19 protein-coding genes, 1 tRNA gene and 1 riboswitch are annotated in these 14,665 nt (G+C 32.7%); of the genes, 8 read left to right on the top strand and 12 right to left on the bottom strand.

Going from position 1 to position 14,665, the window contains the following annotated elements; genetic code table 11:
- Positions 1 to 29: 29 nt before the first annotated feature.
- The gene (locus BN1058_RS05325; protein ID WP_090853932.1) at positions 30 to 191 is read right to left on the bottom strand and encodes a DUF2759 family protein; all 162 of its coding nucleotides are present in this window, start codon (positions 189 to 191) and stop codon (positions 30 to 32) included.
- Between the two features lie 135 nt (positions 192 to 326).
- Here BN1058_RS05325 and BN1058_RS05320 point away from each other — a divergent pair, with 135 nt between their 5' ends.
- Positions 327 to 944 carry an MBL fold metallo-hydrolase gene (locus BN1058_RS05320; RefSeq protein WP_090853929.1) on the top strand — a complete coding sequence of 206 codons (618 nt, stop codon included), beginning with the start codon at positions 327 to 329 and terminating at the stop codon, positions 942 to 944.
- Between the two features lie 33 nt (positions 945 to 977).
- Here the strand turns inward: BN1058_RS05320 and BN1058_RS05315 are convergent.
- The 8 genes from BN1058_RS05315 to comGA form a co-directional block, all read right to left on the bottom strand.
- Positions 978 to 1,049 (bottom strand) — tRNA-Gln (locus tag BN1058_RS05315).
- A gap of 115 nt (positions 1,050 to 1,164) precedes the next feature.
- Positions 1,165 to 1,548 carry a hypothetical protein gene (locus BN1058_RS05310; RefSeq protein ID WP_090853926.1) on the bottom strand — a complete coding sequence of 128 codons (384 nt, stop codon included), beginning with the start codon at positions 1,546 to 1,548 and terminating at the stop codon, positions 1,165 to 1,167.
- Positions 1,523 to 1,765: a competence type IV pilus minor pilin ComGF gene (locus BN1058_RS14595; protein WP_369688250.1), complete on the bottom strand. Its 243-nt coding sequence runs from the start codon at positions 1,763 to 1,765 to the stop codon at positions 1,523 to 1,525. The genes BN1058_RS05310 and BN1058_RS14595 overlap by 26 nt, the downstream gene beginning before the upstream one ends.
- A gap of 151 nt (positions 1,766 to 1,916) precedes the next feature.
- A complete protein-coding gene (locus tag BN1058_RS05300; protein WP_090853919.1) occupies positions 1,917 to 2,261 on the bottom strand; it encodes a hypothetical protein in 345 nt (114 codons plus the stop codon).
- Positions 2,251 to 2,688 carry a competence type IV pilus minor pilin ComGD gene (comGD, locus tag BN1058_RS05295; protein WP_090853916.1) on the bottom strand — a complete coding sequence of 146 codons (438 nt, stop codon included), beginning with the start codon at positions 2,686 to 2,688 and terminating at the stop codon, positions 2,251 to 2,253. The genes BN1058_RS05300 and comGD overlap by 11 nt, the downstream gene beginning before the upstream one ends.
- Positions 2,685 to 3,002: a competence type IV pilus major pilin ComGC gene (gene comGC, locus BN1058_RS05290; protein ID WP_090853913.1), complete on the bottom strand. Its 318-nt coding sequence runs from the start codon at positions 3,000 to 3,002 to the stop codon at positions 2,685 to 2,687. The genes comGD and comGC overlap by 4 nt, the downstream gene beginning before the upstream one ends.
- Positions 3,003 to 3,013: 11 nt before the next feature.
- Positions 3,014 to 4,054: a competence type IV pilus assembly protein ComGB gene (comGB, locus tag BN1058_RS05285; RefSeq protein WP_090853906.1), complete on the bottom strand. Its 1,041-nt coding sequence runs from the start codon at positions 4,052 to 4,054 to the stop codon at positions 3,014 to 3,016.
- Complete coding sequence (comGA, locus tag BN1058_RS05280) at positions 4,032 to 5,027, bottom strand: competence type IV pilus ATPase ComGA (protein ID WP_090853902.1); 996 nt, start codon at positions 5,025 to 5,027, stop codon at positions 4,032 to 4,034. Before comGA ends, comGB begins: the two co-directional genes overlap by 23 nt.
- A gap of 280 nt (positions 5,028 to 5,307) precedes the next feature.
- Here comGA and BN1058_RS05275 point away from each other — a divergent pair, with 280 nt between their 5' ends.
- Both BN1058_RS05275 and BN1058_RS05270 read left to right on the top strand, forming a co-directional pair.
- Positions 5,308 to 5,817 (top strand): shikimate kinase, encoded by a 510-nt coding sequence (locus BN1058_RS05275; protein ID WP_255306998.1) that lies wholly within the window; start codon positions 5,308 to 5,310, stop codon positions 5,815 to 5,817.
- Between the two features lie 30 nt (positions 5,818 to 5,847).
- Positions 5,848 to 6,048: a YqzE family protein gene (locus BN1058_RS05270; protein ID WP_090853896.1), complete on the top strand. Its 201-nt coding sequence runs from the start codon at positions 5,848 to 5,850 to the stop codon at positions 6,046 to 6,048.
- Positions 6,049 to 6,067: 19 nt separating this feature from the next.
- Here the strand turns inward: BN1058_RS05270 and BN1058_RS05265 are convergent, their stop codons facing one another.
- Together BN1058_RS05265 and BN1058_RS05260 are read right to left on the bottom strand one after the other, a co-directional pair.
- Complete coding sequence (locus BN1058_RS05265) at positions 6,068 to 6,880, bottom strand: YqhG family protein (RefSeq protein ID WP_090853893.1); 813 nt, start codon at positions 6,878 to 6,880, stop codon at positions 6,068 to 6,070.
- Positions 6,858 to 8,522 carry a DEAD/DEAH box helicase gene (locus BN1058_RS05260; RefSeq protein ID WP_090853890.1) on the bottom strand — a complete coding sequence of 555 codons (1,665 nt, stop codon included), beginning with the start codon at positions 8,520 to 8,522 and terminating at the stop codon, positions 6,858 to 6,860. Before BN1058_RS05260 ends, BN1058_RS05265 begins: the two co-directional genes overlap by 23 nt.
- Before the next feature lie 160 nt (positions 8,523 to 8,682).
- Positions 8,683 to 8,774, top strand: a riboswitch (glycine riboswitch).
- Positions 8,775 to 9,047: 273 nt separating this feature from the next.
- Here BN1058_RS05260 and gcvT point away from each other — a divergent pair.
- Genes gcvT through gcvPB form a run of 3 tightly spaced genes read left to right on the top strand, consistent with a single transcriptional unit; the run spans position 9,048 to position 12,971 of the window.
- The gene (gene gcvT, locus BN1058_RS05255) at positions 9,048 to 10,151 is read left to right on the top strand and encodes a glycine cleavage system aminomethyltransferase GcvT (RefSeq protein ID WP_090853887.1); all 1,104 of its coding nucleotides are present in this window, start codon (positions 9,048 to 9,050) and stop codon (positions 10,149 to 10,151) included.
- A gap of 17 nt (positions 10,152 to 10,168) precedes the next feature.
- A complete protein-coding gene (gcvPA, locus tag BN1058_RS05250; protein WP_090853884.1) occupies positions 10,169 to 11,521 on the top strand; it encodes an aminomethyl-transferring glycine dehydrogenase subunit GcvPA in 1,353 nt (450 codons plus the stop codon).
- Complete coding sequence (gcvPB, locus tag BN1058_RS05245; protein WP_090853881.1) at positions 11,508 to 12,971, top strand: aminomethyl-transferring glycine dehydrogenase subunit GcvPB; 1,464 nt, start codon at positions 11,508 to 11,510, stop codon at positions 12,969 to 12,971. Before gcvPA ends, gcvPB begins: the two co-directional genes overlap by 14 nt.
- Positions 12,972 to 13,018: 47 nt before the next feature.
- Here the strand turns inward: gcvPB and BN1058_RS05240 are convergent, their stop codons facing one another.
- On the bottom strand, positions 13,019 to 13,414 hold the full coding sequence (locus BN1058_RS05240; RefSeq protein ID WP_090853878.1) for a rhodanese-like domain-containing protein: 396 nt from the start codon (positions 13,412 to 13,414) through the stop codon (positions 13,019 to 13,021).
- Between the two features lie 246 nt (positions 13,415 to 13,660).
- On the opposite strand from BN1058_RS05240, the gene mntR reads away from it, so the two are divergent.
- On the top strand, positions 13,661 to 14,083 hold the full coding sequence (mntR, locus tag BN1058_RS05235; RefSeq protein WP_090853875.1) for a transcriptional regulator MntR: 423 nt from the start codon (positions 13,661 to 13,663) through the stop codon (positions 14,081 to 14,083).
- Positions 14,084 to 14,169: 86 nt separating this feature from the next.
- Positions 14,170 to 14,568 carry an HIT family protein gene (locus tag BN1058_RS05230; RefSeq protein ID WP_090853872.1) on the top strand — a complete coding sequence of 133 codons (399 nt, stop codon included), beginning with the start codon at positions 14,170 to 14,172 and terminating at the stop codon, positions 14,566 to 14,568.
- Positions 14,569 to 14,665 lie beyond the last annotated feature (97 nt).

Here is a 14,665-nt window from a genome sequence, read left to right as displayed (position 1 = left end):
ATATCGTCTCTTCTAATGCTTGAATGAAATCAATAAAAAGAAGAGAGAATTGTTGCAATAGAGAAAAAACCAAAAATGATGGCAGAAGAGCCAGTAAATAATACTGCGATTATATCTTTTGCTTTTATTTCTCTACATAATGCAGCACCAGATAAACAAGTAATAATAAGTAAAATCATTGCTAATGCCATTTTGTACTCCTCTTTTCAAATTATTATTAAACTCTGGGAAAATTAAAATTTGCTAAATATCTTTTCACATTTTAAAATAATAGATATACTTTGTCGAGTAATTTTCAAAAGAAACTTAAAAAGGGTGAACAAATCTTGAACATTAAAGGATTATCTCTAGGAGAGTTAGGAACCAATGGTTACATTATTTACAAAAATGGCGAAGGTCTTATGATTGATCCGGGAGGAAATATAGAAATTATTGATCACTGGCTTATAAAAAACAATATAAAACCAATAGCGATTTTATTAACACACGCTCATTTTGATCATATTGGCGCTGTGGATGATTTAAGGGACACATACAAAATTCCAGTTTATGTACATGAAATGGAAGCAGACTGGTTAGCTACACCTGAGTTAAATGGCTCTGGATTATTTCCTGTGACGAATGTAAGTTGTCGACCTGCAGATTATTTTATTAAAGAAGGGAGGATGGAAATAGGTCAATTCAAGTTTGATGTAATGCATACTCCTGGTCATTCGCCAGGTGGAGTTAGTTTTATATTTAATGATAAAAAGTATGTAATCTCCGGAGATTGTATATTCCAAAATGGGATCGGTAGAACTGATTTACCTGGAGGAGATCATACGGAATTATTGAATAGTATTAAAAATAAATTATTTTCATTAAAAGATGACTTTGTTATCTATCCTGGACATGGGCCGACAACTACTATTTACCAAGAAAAAAATTCAAATCCTTTCATATAAAAAGGAACTACAATCATGTAGTTCCTTTTTTTACTGGGCTAGCTGGATTCGAACCAACGAATAACGGAATCAAAATCCGCTGCCTTACCGCTTGGCTATAGCCCATCATCAAACTTTATTTTGTTCTATATTTTAAATAATATACACTGCACCACTTATTTTTATTAGTTCAGTAATATCATTTTCCTTGATCCTGTAAGTTTCACTTGTAAATAGTGAGTTAATACAATGGAATAGCTGTTGACCATAATTTTTCTGACTGCTTTTTAGTTATAGTAATAATTGTTACATTTAATGTTGTATCATTGTGTGATTGATATTGTATGATGGCTTCACCGTTTGGAAATGTATGTTTTGTTGATGAGAATGGTAAAGCTAATTGCTCATTTCCAAGTTCGTTCTTTATTGCCGCTACGGTCATTTGGCGTAAGGACTCTAATTCAATTTGTTCCATTTGATAAAAAGTTAATTGTTGATTATTCTTGTATAACGTAATGGAGGTAGTGGTTGCTAACAACAGTAGCATTGCAAGAAAAGAAACATAGGGGAATAAAAAACCTCTTTCACCAGTCATGCGTTTAATCAAATGATATTGTTTTGGCATAGTGATCACCTGTTAATGAAATAATAGTGACATGAATTCCGTTTGTAACAGTTTTTACTGAGAATTTTTTTATGTTTCTTACCATTATTTCATGTCCCCTTTTATTTACTTGACGACGTATGACACTTCCATATAGTGATATACTGATATATTCGTCTTTTTTATTTATAAAATGAATCGTATTCTGAGTGTGATAATCAAATGACTGGGAATGCATTTCGTCATTTAGTAAATGAAAGAATTGTCTGATAGAGAATTCATTTGTATAACTGTTCTGATGCAATAATGGATAAAAAGAAGGGATGATCAGCAACAAAGAGCTGATTATGAGTAAAGAAAAGAAAATATTTACAAGAGAAAAGCCCTTTTCAGTCTGTTGGATAATAAAATAAACAGATTGTTTCATTTTGATTCTTTTCATTTTTCCAAGAAGCACATCCTTTCCACAATGGCGATTCAAATGTATAGTTAATGTTTACCGTTACTTGTTTAACCATGAACGTTTCATGATTGGTGTCTGTATTTGTAAAAGGACGGGCTATTAGATGATCGTGGAGATAAGAATGGATTTCTCTGCGATAATAGAGATTCATTTGTTCCGTTGTCAATTGATAAAAAATAGGGATAATTGTAAGAGATAGAACAATAATTAAACTGAATGACATCATTATTTCTGTGAAAATAAATCCATTGTAATGTTTGTTACAATTCATTTACATAACATCGCCCTTTGCCAAGTGGGAAAATTATTTCCCACTTATTGTATTTTGAAATAATCTGAAATCTTCCCGGCCTTCTAATCGTACCATGTTTGGAAAAAGATAGCGGCATATCAAGAGAATACAACTTAACCTTCCATTGATCGGGTATAGGACGTTTAATAATTGGTTTGCCAAAAGCACCTTTTCGGATTTCGTAGCTATTATTACTGGATTTGATTAAGAGATATAAGTTGTTTTTTGTAATCATTGCATCTTGTTGCATTCGCAATATATCATTTTCAAATAATGTATACCATTGATTAAATTGATAATTATCGTATGTTTTTAACTGAATAGACCCACCAATAACTAAAAGAACAGATAGAATACTTAGGACAATTAACAGTTCAATCAACGAAAAACCATTCTTTTTTATCATCCTTCATTGTCTACGATAAGTATTTCATTATTTCCCAATTCATCAAATGCCAGTCTTTTTTTACCATTAGAACAAGTATCCGTTTGAATGTACTGTTGATCAACTAATGTACTAATGGTGTTGGGGTAAGTTCCATTATCCATTACATAAGCTTGCAACTGATTTTCTGTTAATTGTTTTAAGGCATTACATCCTTTTACCTGAACATCTTCATTTTTACTAGCTAGATTAGGAATCAGTAATATTAACAATGTAGTAATAACAGTCAATACAATTAGCATTTCAATTAATGTAAAACCTTTTTGATTTTTCATCTCATCATCTCCTAAATAGTTTGTATAAGTTGAAACATTGGATACAAAAGGGAAAAATAAATATAGATAATACTGATACCCATAACAATAAAAAAAATAGGTTGTATCCATGAAATTATTTTCTTTGTTTTATGCTCAATTTGTTCTAGTAAAAAGTCAGCATAACCATGTAAATCAACAGCAATATCTTCAGCATTACTATTTTTTTGAAATATCATATCAATATCTGTATGAAGTAAAGAAAGGGTAGGTAAGATTGTTTTCATTGGTTGTCCATTGGAAAAGTGCTCGAGAAGTTGTTGGCAATAATGACTTAAAATTTGGTGATGCATTTGTTTTGTTAAAATTTTAAGGCTATCTTTTAGTGAAAGACCGGAGTGTAGCAACGAACTTAAATGTAGTGAAAATAGAAAAGTTATGTATAATTTAATAAATGTTCTTACAAATGGAGTTCGTTGATAAATCGTTATTTTTGTTTTAATTGTGCATTTTCTTTTGATGGCAAACCAACTTAACGAAACAATGACAGATAAGCATATGATGAAAATAAACAAGTGGAAAAAGTGATTAATTAATTGTAAAGAAAAAAGAGTGAATTCTGAAATATAAGTAGTTGATTGAAATAGTTGTATAAATGCTGGATAAACGGAGGTTTTAATAAAATATAGTAAACAAATAAACATCATAAAAAGAACTGTAGGATAGCGAATAGCTTGTTTAAATTTAACTAAAAGTTTACTGTTCTTCTCAAGTAATAAAACACTTTGTTTTAAAGCCTTCTTCATATCCCCGTGGGCACTTGCGAAAAATAAGAAGGAAATAATTTTTGTATCAAAATTAGCAATTTCTAATGCGGTATCTATTGTCTTTCCTTCTTTTAAAGCATCAATTATTTGATTAATAGGTTGCTTCCATTGGTTATTCCATTGCATTGCATATAGTGCGTCTATCAATGGGTAATCTTGTTCTAACAATCTTGTGAGACGATTCAAAAAGCTATTCTGCTCATTTGATGTTAATTTCCTTTGTTTACGTTTTATTAGTAAATCCATAGGCGTAAGCTTTCCTCCTTAATTTTTTAAAAGTATAAAAGGATTGATTTCTCTCCGTTTCCTGTTCAACTATCACTTCTTGAAGCAAAGTTCCATCTAATAATTCTAATATGGCTGCACGTGAAGGGATGTTGTTTTTCATAATGATTGGTAATAACTCTAATGATGCTACAGCAATTAAACTTTGATCAAGATCTGTGTGACTAATGCCCATTTCTTTTAAGCGATAAATGGTACCTAAGGCATTTTTGGCGTGTAGGGTTGAGAGAACTAGATGTCCAGTGTATGCAGCGTGGAAAACAAATCGAGCTGTCTTTTCATCTCTTATTTCTCCTACCATAATAATATCTGGATCATGTCTTAATGCGGCTTTTAGGCCAACTTGATAGGTTACTCCACTGTTTTCATTGACTTGCACTTGTAATAGATCTTTTATTTCTTTTTCGATTGGATCTTCTAAGGTAATTGTTTGGTAAGATTGCTCTCTTAGTAATGTTTGAAGTAAAGCATATAAAGTAGTTGTTTTTCCACTGCCCGTAGGTCCTGTAAATAAAATGACGCCAGAACGATGTCCAATCCATTCTTTGATTTTCTCTAATTGGTATGGAAATAAAAACAGTTGATTTAGTGAGGTTGTATCATTTTGTGGTAATAAACGTATAGCCAAGCTTTCTGATTGATGGACTGGTAATGAGGAAATGCGTAATGCAACAGATTTTTCATAATAGGCAAAAATAATTGCTCCATTTTGTGGTTTTCTCTTTTCACCGATATCCATTCCCGCTGAGAATTTATAATAACTAATTAATCTGTCATATTGGTTCACACTGATTTCATTATAAAATTTTCTTTCTCCATGGATTCTGAAGTAAATTTTAACTGTGGCTGCCAATGGACAAAAATGGATGTCTGAGGCGCCGTTATCTAATGCATTATACAGAATTTCTTTTGAAAAAACAGAAACTGCTTTCATCTGATTTCCTCCCTTGTAAAATTTACTATACAAAGGGAACTGTAAAAAATCAACTCCATATATAGGTGTCCAAATGATTTGAATTTATCAAATATATAAGCGTGTGATAACAATTTTTAAACTTTGTTAGAACGAAAACAAAGTTTAAGATAACAAAATGGTTCTAAAAATTTTTTTAATTTTTAGAAAGAAAATCATATTCATGCTATAATAAACAAAAAATTGTTAAGTGAAAATTATTATTTATAATTACAAATTGCATTTATAGAATTGTATGGGAGTGAAGGTTTTGAAGAGTATCTATTTAATTGGATTTATGGGAAGTGGAAAAACAACTGTTGCGTCGATACTTGCTAAAAGACTCGGTCTTTCTGTTCAAGATACCGATCAAATGGTGGAAGATTATTATCACTTACCAATTGGAAAGATATTTGCTGATCACGGCGAAGAAGTGTTTCGAAATTATGAGCATCAGATGCTATCAATAACTAATCAACAAAATACCGTAATTGCAACTGGAGGAGGAATTATCGAATCGAAAGCCAATTTGAGTTGGCTATCTGATAAAGAAGTAGTTTATTTAAAGACCAGTTGGCATGAAATTGTTAGAAGGTTAAAGTTTGATAATAATAGACCGATCTGGAACGATCATTCAAGAGATAAAAAAGCCTTGTTAGCACGTAGGGAAAGTAAATATGAGCAAGCTAGTAAATATATTATACATACAGATAATAAACATGCAGATGAGATCGCAGAGGAAATGATTCGACTTATAAGAATAGATGATTAGGGAATCCTAGATATAAAGGAGTTGATCTTTATGTCTGGGAATGATCTAGTCAAATACGTAACAAAAGAAATTGTCAAATATGCAGACATGCCAAAAGAAAAAAGAAAAGCGTACAAACAAGAAAAACAAGCTCAAAAGAAAGAATCACAATTTTTTCTATCAAGCAACTGGTTTGGCTTATTACCTTTCTCTATACAAGTGTGGTTTAAGAAAAACAAGCATGATCGGTAATAAGCCAGATAGTAGTTGCCTAGCTGTTAAGTAATTTAAAGCTCGTATATTGTGTAATGAAAAACATACCACCATTCACAATAGAAATGTCAATTTTAGGTTGGTATATAGATTCTATGGCTTCTAGTTCTTTTTGATAATGATTTTGATAACTATCTTCTTCAGATTGATAAAATTGTTTTAGTAAATTTTTTTCTTTTTCCATTTTGCCCCATGATGTAGCTGCCCATTCATGTGTTTCTTGTTGTAACATTTCCTCAACTAACTGCATAATCCGTTGGTAACTATGTTTTACTTGGATCAGTGGAGTCAATGTATAACAAAAATCAGATATTTTAACACCCCACTGGATATCCCTTATAGCGTGAATGAATTCATTAATAATAGCTCCATTAACCATGTTAATTCCAATTGATTTTAATACTTCTTTTTTATCTTTACCGATATAACTTATTTTAATATTTAATACAAGCCAGGGAATAAGCGGTGTATGTTGCGTTGTAATAATGGATTGATATAGTTTCACATACTTCCCCTTTGACAGAAGTATTTGTATTATTTGTTGTAATCGTGGACTCCCAAAATGAATGAATTCATACTTGTTTTCATCCTCATCTTTCTTGTTGGGGTTAACAGTGAGATAAAGGCGAGAAGGCTCTCCCTCTAGCCCCATCTTTTTCATATATTGCCAATAAAACGGTCGATTCATTAATTGTTCATCTAATTCGGGAGATAGTTGAATAGTTAAATCTTCGTTTGTTTGTTGTTCAACTTGACATTGGTTTTCATTGAAAAATGTGTTTAGAAACTTATGAAGATTCTCGATTCCCATATTGATTCTCCTGTTCCTTTTGACTTAAATTGTTTGTAATAATTTCAGATAAATTATCTAATTTGATTTTTGCCTCACCTTCAGATTGTGACTGGAGAAATATTTGTTCCATTTCTTTATCCATATTGCTCAATTCGAGATCTGCAAGAATCGCATCTAAATTTCCTATAATGCGTTCAAAAAGGCCAATTTTATTATAAAGTAACTGCAGTACATGTTCTTCAATGGTATGTCTGATAGCAAAGTTATATATATGAACATCTTTTGTTTGTCCATAGCGATGGATACGACCTATTCGTTGTTCTAAACGCATGGGATTCCATGGTAGATCATAATTAATCATATGATGACAAAATTGCAAGTTTATTCCTTCCCCGCCAGCCTCTGTTGCAATTAAAACTTGCGCTTTATGTTCAAATAATTGCTTCATCCAATCTTTTTTACCTCGTTTAAAACCACCTCGAAAAGGGACAGATGTAATTCCGTGTTGTTGCAGCACCCATTGTAAATAAAGCTGAGTTGCTCGATATTCAGTGAAGATAATACATTTATCATTAATGGATTGGACTAATTCCGCAACTTTTATTGCTTTTGCATGATTAGGTAATGTTTCAATCATTTCTAATAATGTAGCATAATCTTGGTAATCCTTATGATCTTCTTCGGTATTTTTTTTGATTGATAGGTAGCAAGCTTCACGAGATGAACATAATTCACGTAAATACGTAATTTTAGCAAAGGAGGCTTTTGTAGAAGTAAGCTCTTTTAATGCTTCATACGCTTCCATTTCTTCCTTTGAAAAATCAATCCAAATGGTCTCGACATGACGTTTTGTCCATTCCAATCCGGTATCTGTTCTACGATTACGTACCATAACCTGTTTAATGAGTTGTTTTAAATGGGTGTCATTTTCAAGTGCTTTGTTATTTTTGCCGAATTTTTCAGAGAATGTTTTAAAGTCACCTAAATAGCCAGGCTTTAATATCGAGACGAGATTAAAAATATCACTTAATTTATTTTGAATGGGTGTAGCAGTTAATAGCAGACAGTACTTTTTCTTTAACGCACGAATAAACTGATGACTCTTGGTTTGATGATTTTTTAATTTATGTGCTTCATCTACTAAAACAAAATCATATTGTTGTTCTAGAATGGTACTATAGTGTGGTTCTCGTTTTGCCAAATCAATAGATGTAATCATAATGTTATCTTGATCCCAAGTTGGACGTTTTCTAGATGTTACTACAGGGATATAAAATTTTTGTGTTAGTTCTGTTGCCCATTGGTTAACTAAAGAAGCAGGGACTAATATTAGCGCCTTTTTAACTAATCCACGTATCATATATTCTTTTAATAATAATCCAGCTTCGATGGTCTTACCTAACCCAACCTCGTCAGCTAAAATTGCTCGACCATTCATTTGTTCAATAACTTGTTTTACACAATCTAATTGATGCGATAAAAAAGTCATATGTGGTAATAGACTAGGAGTCATTAATTCATTAAAATGTTTTATTTGTTTTGCTTCAGCTGCTTGATAGGATAATAAGAAAAGATCCCAACTTGATAAAGCTTGATCTTTTGCTAATCTTTCTTCAAAATCCTTTAAAAATGTTTGATCACGTTGTAATTGAATCTGCACACTCACCAACTCCCGAACCTTTTATTATTTTATTTTAATTTCATTCGTATTTTTATAAGATGTATGATATAATAAACTTAATTATTAGTAATGTTTTAAAAACGTACGTCTTTTTTTCATTATTAGATAGTATTCCCAATTAAACAAAATTTACAAGCGGATGATGATAAAAGGAGAGAGCACATGTTGTGCCGCCGAAGGAGCAAACAAATACTTTGTGAATCTCTCAGGCAAACAGACTTTTATCTGACGCAACTCTGGAGAATGTTTATACCAATGAATAAACTACCCAAGAAGCATGTCCACTATTACATAAAGTGGACGAAACTTTCTGGTTAAAGGACAGAGAAATCATTTTCAATAGGTGATTTCTCTGTCTTTTTTTAGTTATTTAAAAGAAAATGGATTTATTTATACGATATTCGAAGATGTGATGCATGCTTCTGTATAAACCGGGAATATAGTCTAATATAAACCAATGTAAAAAGATGATATTAAAAAGTAAGCGGTGGGGAGCGTGATGATATGAAAGATTTAAAAAAAACACCCTTGTATCCTATGTATCAAAAATACCAAGCAAAAGTGATTGATTTTGGTGGTTGGGCATTACCAGTTCAATTTGATGGAATTAAAAAGGAACATCATGTGACGCGAAATGCTGTTGGACTATTCGATGTTTCTCATATGGGAGAAATTATTGTTACTGGGGAAGGGAGTCTTTCGTTTTTGCAACAAATGTGTACCAATGATGTCTCACTGATTAAGCCAAATAAAGCACAGTATACTTTCATGTGCTATCCAAATGGAGGGACAGTTGATGACTTGATTATATATCAATTAGACAATCAAAAATATTTACTTGTTGTTAATGCGGCTAATCACGAAAAAGACTTGGATTGGTTGTTAAAGCATAAAAGTGACAACGTGGAAATAACTGATCAGTCTCATCATTATGTGCAATTGGCACTTCAAGGCCCAAAAGCAGAAAACGTATTACAGAAAATAACGAAACAAAATGTATCTGATATTCGTTTCTTTTCATTCAAACAAGATGTTGTATTGGAAGGGATAGAAGACCGTGCATTAGTGGCTAGAACTGGATATACCGGTGAAGATGGGTTTGAAATTTATATTCCGTTATCAAGTGGTATGTCTTTGTGGGAGAAGTTATTAGAAGTCGGAGAAGCAGATGGTATTTTTCCAATTGGTTTAGGTGCAAGAGATACATTACGTTTTGAAGCATCTCTACCATTATATGGACACGAATTATCTGCCGAGATTACACCGATTGAAGCTGGATTGGGCTTTGCTGTCAAAACAAATAAAGAATCAGATTTCATAGGAAAAGAAGTGTTACAGCAACAAAAACAACAAGGTGTGACTCGCAAATTAGTTGGTATTGAAATGATAGATAAAGGAATACCACGCCATGAATATCCGATTTATGATAAAGATACAAGTATTGGCTTTGTAACAAGTGGAACAAATGCACCAACATTAGCTAAAAATTTGGGTTTAGCTTTAATTGACAGTAACTATGCGAAAGAAGGAACCATAGTAACGATAAAAATACGAAATAAATATTTGCAAGCAAAAGTAATAAGTACACCTTTTTATAAAAGAAACTAAGAAAAGGGGAGATGGGGATGAACTTTCGTTATTTACCAATGACGGATCAAGATGAGAAAGAAATGTTACGTACCATTGGGGTTACAAGTACAGAGGATTTATTTTCTGATATTCCAGAAGAAATTAGACTAACAAGAGAATTAAATCTTAAACCCCCTTATAATGAAACGAAATTAATGACTGAATTAACACATTTAGCTAATACAAATGCAACAACCAAAACGCACACATCCTTTTTAGGCGCTGGTGTATATGACCATTATATTCCATCTGTTGTAGATCATGTGATTTCAAGATCAGAATTTTACACAGCCTATACACCATATCAACCAGAAATATCTCAAGGGGAATTACAAGCAATTTTTGAATTTCAAACAATGATTTGTCAATTAACAGCAATGGATATTGCGAATTCATCCATGTATGATGGAGCAACTGCATTGGCTGAAGCAATGACAATCAGTACAGCACAAACAAAAAGAAAAAAAGTACTTGTATCAAAAACCATTCATCCGGAATCATTAGAAGTAATGTACACGTATGCCAAAGGTCATAATATAGAAATAACTGAGATTCCTGAAAAAAATGGAATAACTGATTTAGATCAAGTTGCTAGTTTACTAGATGACTCTGTTGCAAGTGTCATTGTGCAATATCCTAATTTTTTCGGTCAGATCGAACCATTAGCTAAAGTGAATGAAATGATAAACGATTCCAAAACAATGCTAATTGTGTCAAGCAATCCATTGTCGTTAGGTATGCTTACGCCACCAGGTGATTTAGGTGCGGATTTTGTAGTTGGTGATACCCAAGTATTCGGAATTCCAGCTCAATATGGTGGACCACATTGCGGTTATTTTGCAACGAAGAAAAAGTGGATGAGAAAAGTCCCAGGAAGATTAGTAGGCCAGACTGTAGATGAAGATGGAAAACGGGGGTTTGTTCTAACGCTTCAAGCGAGAGAACAACATATTAGACGAGAAAAAGCAACATCAAATATTTGTTCAAATCAAGCGTTAAATGCACTGGCATCTTCTGTAGCCATGAGTGCGTTAGGTAGAAAAGGGTTAAAAGAAATGGCCTATCAAAATATGCAAAAAGCACAATTTGCAAAACGTTCTTTCCAGAATGAAAATATTCCTGTTCGTTTTGAGGAACCAATGTTTAACGAATTTGTCATTCAGTTGAATCAACCAGTTACAAACATAAACAAACAATTATTAAAAAAAGGAATAATAGGTGGATTCGACTTAGGGGTAATAGATAAGACATATGAAAACTGCATGTTAGTTGCTGTTACTGAAATGAGAACAAAGAAAGAAATAGAAGATTTTGTTAAGGGAGTAGGTGAAGCAAATGACAACAGATAATTATCCTTTAGTATTTGAATTAAGTAAAGCAGGTCGGGTTGGTTATTCTTTACCTGAGTTAGATGTAGAAGAGACAGATTTAGAATCAATTATTGGATCTACTTATTTAAGAAAAGAGGCACCTTCATTGCCTGAAATTAGTGAATTACAATTGATTCGCCATTATACAAATCTTTCTAAAAGAAATTATGGTGTTGATTCTGGTTTTTATCCATTAGGCTCTTGCACTATGAAATATAATCCAAAAATGAACGAAGATGTAGCGCGTTTAGAAGGGTTAAGTCATATTCATCCGTACCAAGATGTTGAAACAGTACAAGGTGCATTAGCAATCATGTATGATTTACAAACTTCCTTAGAAGAAATTACAGGGATGCATCGTTTTACACTCCAAACCGCAGCAGGGGCACATGGGGAATGGACCGGTTTAATGATGATTCGTGCTTTTCATGAGAAAAACGGTGATTATCAACGAACAAAAGTTATTATTCCAGATTCCGCTCATGGTACGAATCCTGCATCAGCAGCTGTGGCCGGATTCGATCCTGTAACGGTTCAAACCAATGAGCAAGGGCTAGTAGATTTAGATGACTTACGACGTGTTGTAGGGAAGGATACAGCTGCGTTAATGTTGACGAATCCAAATACGCTAGGCTTATTTGAAAAAGAGATTGTAGAAATTGCAGGCATTGTGCACGACGCTGGAGGTAAATTGTACTATGATGGTGCCAACCTTAATGCGATTATGGGATACACAAGACCTGGTGATATGGGGTTTGATGTTGTACATTTGAACTTGCATAAAACATTTACTGGTCCACATGGTGGAGGAGGTCCTGGTTCTGGACCTGTCGGTGTTTCTGAAGAAATGGAAAAGTTTTTACCTAAACCAATATTAATGAAGCAAGAAGATATGTTTGTTTTTGAACACAATCGTCCTGACTCCATCGGTAGAGTAAAACCTTACTTTGGTAACTTTGGAATAAATATTCGAGCGTATACCTATATTCGTACGATGGGAGCAGAAGGATTGAAAAAAGCTAGTACGTATGCTGTGCTGAATGCAAACTACCTCATGCGAAGATTACAAGCTACTTTTGCATTGCCTTATCCACAGCATTGTAAGCATGAATTTGTCTTATCGGGTAAAAAACAAAAGAAATTAGGAGTTCGTACATTAGACATTGCTAAACGTTTATTAGATTACGGTTACCATCCGCCAACTATATATTTCCCATTAAATGTAGCGGAAGCAATGATGATTGAGCCAACAGAAACAGAAACAAAAGAAACGTTGGATGCTTTTATTGATGCTCTATTAGCCATAAATCAAGAAGCTATTGACCAACCTGATTTAGTACAAGAAGCACCATATGCTACAGTAGTAAAACGAATGGATGAAACATTGGCAGCAAGAAAACCAATTGTCAAATATGCGTTTCATTCTTAATGCGAATATAAAACAGGTGTTTCCAAAGAAGAAACACCTGTTTTATATTAAATATTAGCTTTTTTTGACTTTTTAATCTTGCCTGTCCACTTTTTGTAGCCGCCTTTTAAATCATATAGATCTTTGTACCCTTTTTTGTTTAATATCATCGCAGCTCGAGCGGCTCTTGAACCATTTTGACAATATAAGTAAACTGGTTGGTCTTTTCTTAATTCATTTATTCGTTGTTTTAATTGTGTTAACGGAATATTTCGAGCACCTAAAATATGACCTCCGTCAAATTCTTTAGGTTCGCGAACATCAATTAATTGAGCTTTTCGATATCCTTGACGGAATTCATCTTCTGTAAGTGTTTTTAAAATCCGCTTTTGTTTTACATATTTGTACACAGTAAACAAGACAAATGCAATTAATATGCCTATTAGAATATACCAATCATTCATGACTACTTCCCCTTTATTAATCAATCTTTATATACTATATGATGATTATAACATTTTTTAAATAAATTTCACCATATAAAACGAATTATGATTGTATTCCTGTATTTTCATCCACTCTTTTTAGGAATTGAAATCAGGTTGTATGTTGTCAAAAATGTTATTTGATTCTAAACCGCTTGTGCCAGAAGAGAAACTGTTGTATCCTTTTTATTAGAAACATTGAGGATCAAGAATTGGAGGATTACTATGCCAACACCCAGTATGGAAGACTATATAGAACAAATTTATATGCTAATTGAATCGAAAGGATATGCGAGAGTATCTGATATTGCGGACGCACTTGACGTTCATCCATCCTCCGTTACAAAAATGGTTCAGAAGCTTGATAAAGATGAATACTTAAACTATGAGAAATATAGAGGATTGATTTTAACAGCTCAAGGTAAAAAGATCGGAAAACGTTTGGTGTATCGCCATGAATTACTTGAACAATTTTTAGAGTTAATAGGAGTAAATCCAGAAAATATCTATGAAGATGTTGAAGGAATTGAACATCATTTAAGCTGGAATTCTATTGACCGAATAGGGGATCTTGTTCAATATTTGGAAAAGCACCCACAAGTGATAGAGGAACTCAAGCATTTACATAAAGAACCAGATGAAATATAATGCAAAAAAAGCAATTCATATTAGATGGATTGCTTTTCTAGATGGAAAAAATGTGAATGCTAGTTCGTCAAAAGGTGTGATGACACATGGAACAGAAAATTTGTACTCTATGCGAAATAAAAGAAACAATTAATCAGCATATTCTTTTTGAAAATGAAACATGTATGTATATTCAAAAAGAATCAGAACAAGAGGTTTTAGAAGGAAGCGGGTTAATCATACCAAAAGCGCATAAATTAAATGTGTTTCAATTATCAAGAGAAGAATGGATGGACACGCAAGAATTATTAAATAATGCAAAAGATTTTGTTGATGAGCAATATGCACCAGATGGATATACAATAGGTTGGAACTCTGGAGAGATTGGCGGTCAATCGATTCCACACGCACATTTACATGTCATACCTAGGTTTAAGGATGAACCATATGCGAAAAGGGGAATTCGCTATTGGATAAAACAAGACGCAAATCAAAGAAAAAAATAGAGAGTATGTTCTTATTTGAAAAAATTACCGAGTAGCTACTCGGTTTTTTGTTTGAAACTTTTTTAAAAGAAAAACGTATAAGTAATATAGAAAAAAT

This window comes from Paraliobacillus sp. PM-2, assembly GCF_001368815.1.
In the GTDB taxonomy this organism is placed as follows: domain Bacteria; phylum Bacillota; class Bacilli; order Bacillales; family Amphibacillaceae; genus Paraliobacillus.
The sequence above is the reverse complement of the archived record's forward strand: the minus strand, read 5'-3'. Positions and strand labels throughout refer to the sequence as shown.

Bases quoted from the DNA above. Each gene is read 5' to 3' on its own strand.
- BN1058_RS05325 (WP_090853932.1), bottom strand. From the start codon at position 191: ATGGCATTAGCAATGATTTTACTTATTATTACTTGTTTATCTGGTGCT.
- BN1058_RS05310 (WP_090853926.1), bottom strand. From the start codon at position 1,548: ATGCCAAAACAATATCATTTGATTAAACGCATGACTGGTGAAAGAGGT.
- BN1058_RS14595 (WP_369688250.1), bottom strand. From the start codon at position 1,765: ATGCATTCCCAGTCATTTGATTATCACACTCAGAATACGATTCATTTT.
- BN1058_RS05300 (WP_090853919.1), bottom strand. From the start codon at position 2,261: ATGAATTGTAACAAACATTACAATGGATTTATTTTCACAGAAATAATG.
- comGD (WP_090853916.1), bottom strand. From the start codon at position 2,688: ATGATAAAAAAGAATGGTTTTTCGTTGATTGAACTGTTAATTGTCCTA.
- comGC (WP_090853913.1), bottom strand. From the start codon at position 3,002: ATGAAAAATCAAAAAGGTTTTACATTAATTGAAATGCTAATTGTATTG.
- comGB (WP_090853906.1), bottom strand. From the start codon at position 4,054: ATGGATTTACTAATAAAACGTAAACAAAGGAAATTAACATCAAATGAG.
- comGA (WP_090853902.1), bottom strand. From the start codon at position 5,027: ATGAAAGCAGTTTCTGTTTTTTCAAAAGAAATTCTGTATAATGCATTA.
- BN1058_RS05270 (WP_090853896.1), top strand. From the start codon at position 5,848: ATGTCTGGGAATGATCTAGTCAAATACGTAACAAAAGAAATTGTCAAA.
- BN1058_RS05265 (WP_090853893.1), bottom strand. From the start codon at position 6,880: ATGGGAATCGAGAATCTTCATAAGTTTCTAAACACATTTTTCAATGAA.
- gcvT (WP_090853887.1), top strand. From the start codon at position 9,048: ATGAAAGATTTAAAAAAAACACCCTTGTATCCTATGTATCAAAAATAC.
- gcvPA (WP_090853884.1), top strand. From the start codon at position 10,169: ATGAACTTTCGTTATTTACCAATGACGGATCAAGATGAGAAAGAAATG.
- gcvPB (WP_090853881.1), top strand. From the start codon at position 11,508: ATGACAACAGATAATTATCCTTTAGTATTTGAATTAAGTAAAGCAGGT.
- BN1058_RS05240 (WP_090853878.1), bottom strand. From the start codon at position 13,414: ATGAATGATTGGTATATTCTAATAGGCATATTAATTGCATTTGTCTTG.
- mntR (WP_090853875.1), top strand. From the start codon at position 13,661: ATGCCAACACCCAGTATGGAAGACTATATAGAACAAATTTATATGCTA.
- BN1058_RS05230 (WP_090853872.1), top strand. From the start codon at position 14,170: ATGGAACAGAAAATTTGTACTCTATGCGAAATAAAAGAAACAATTAAT.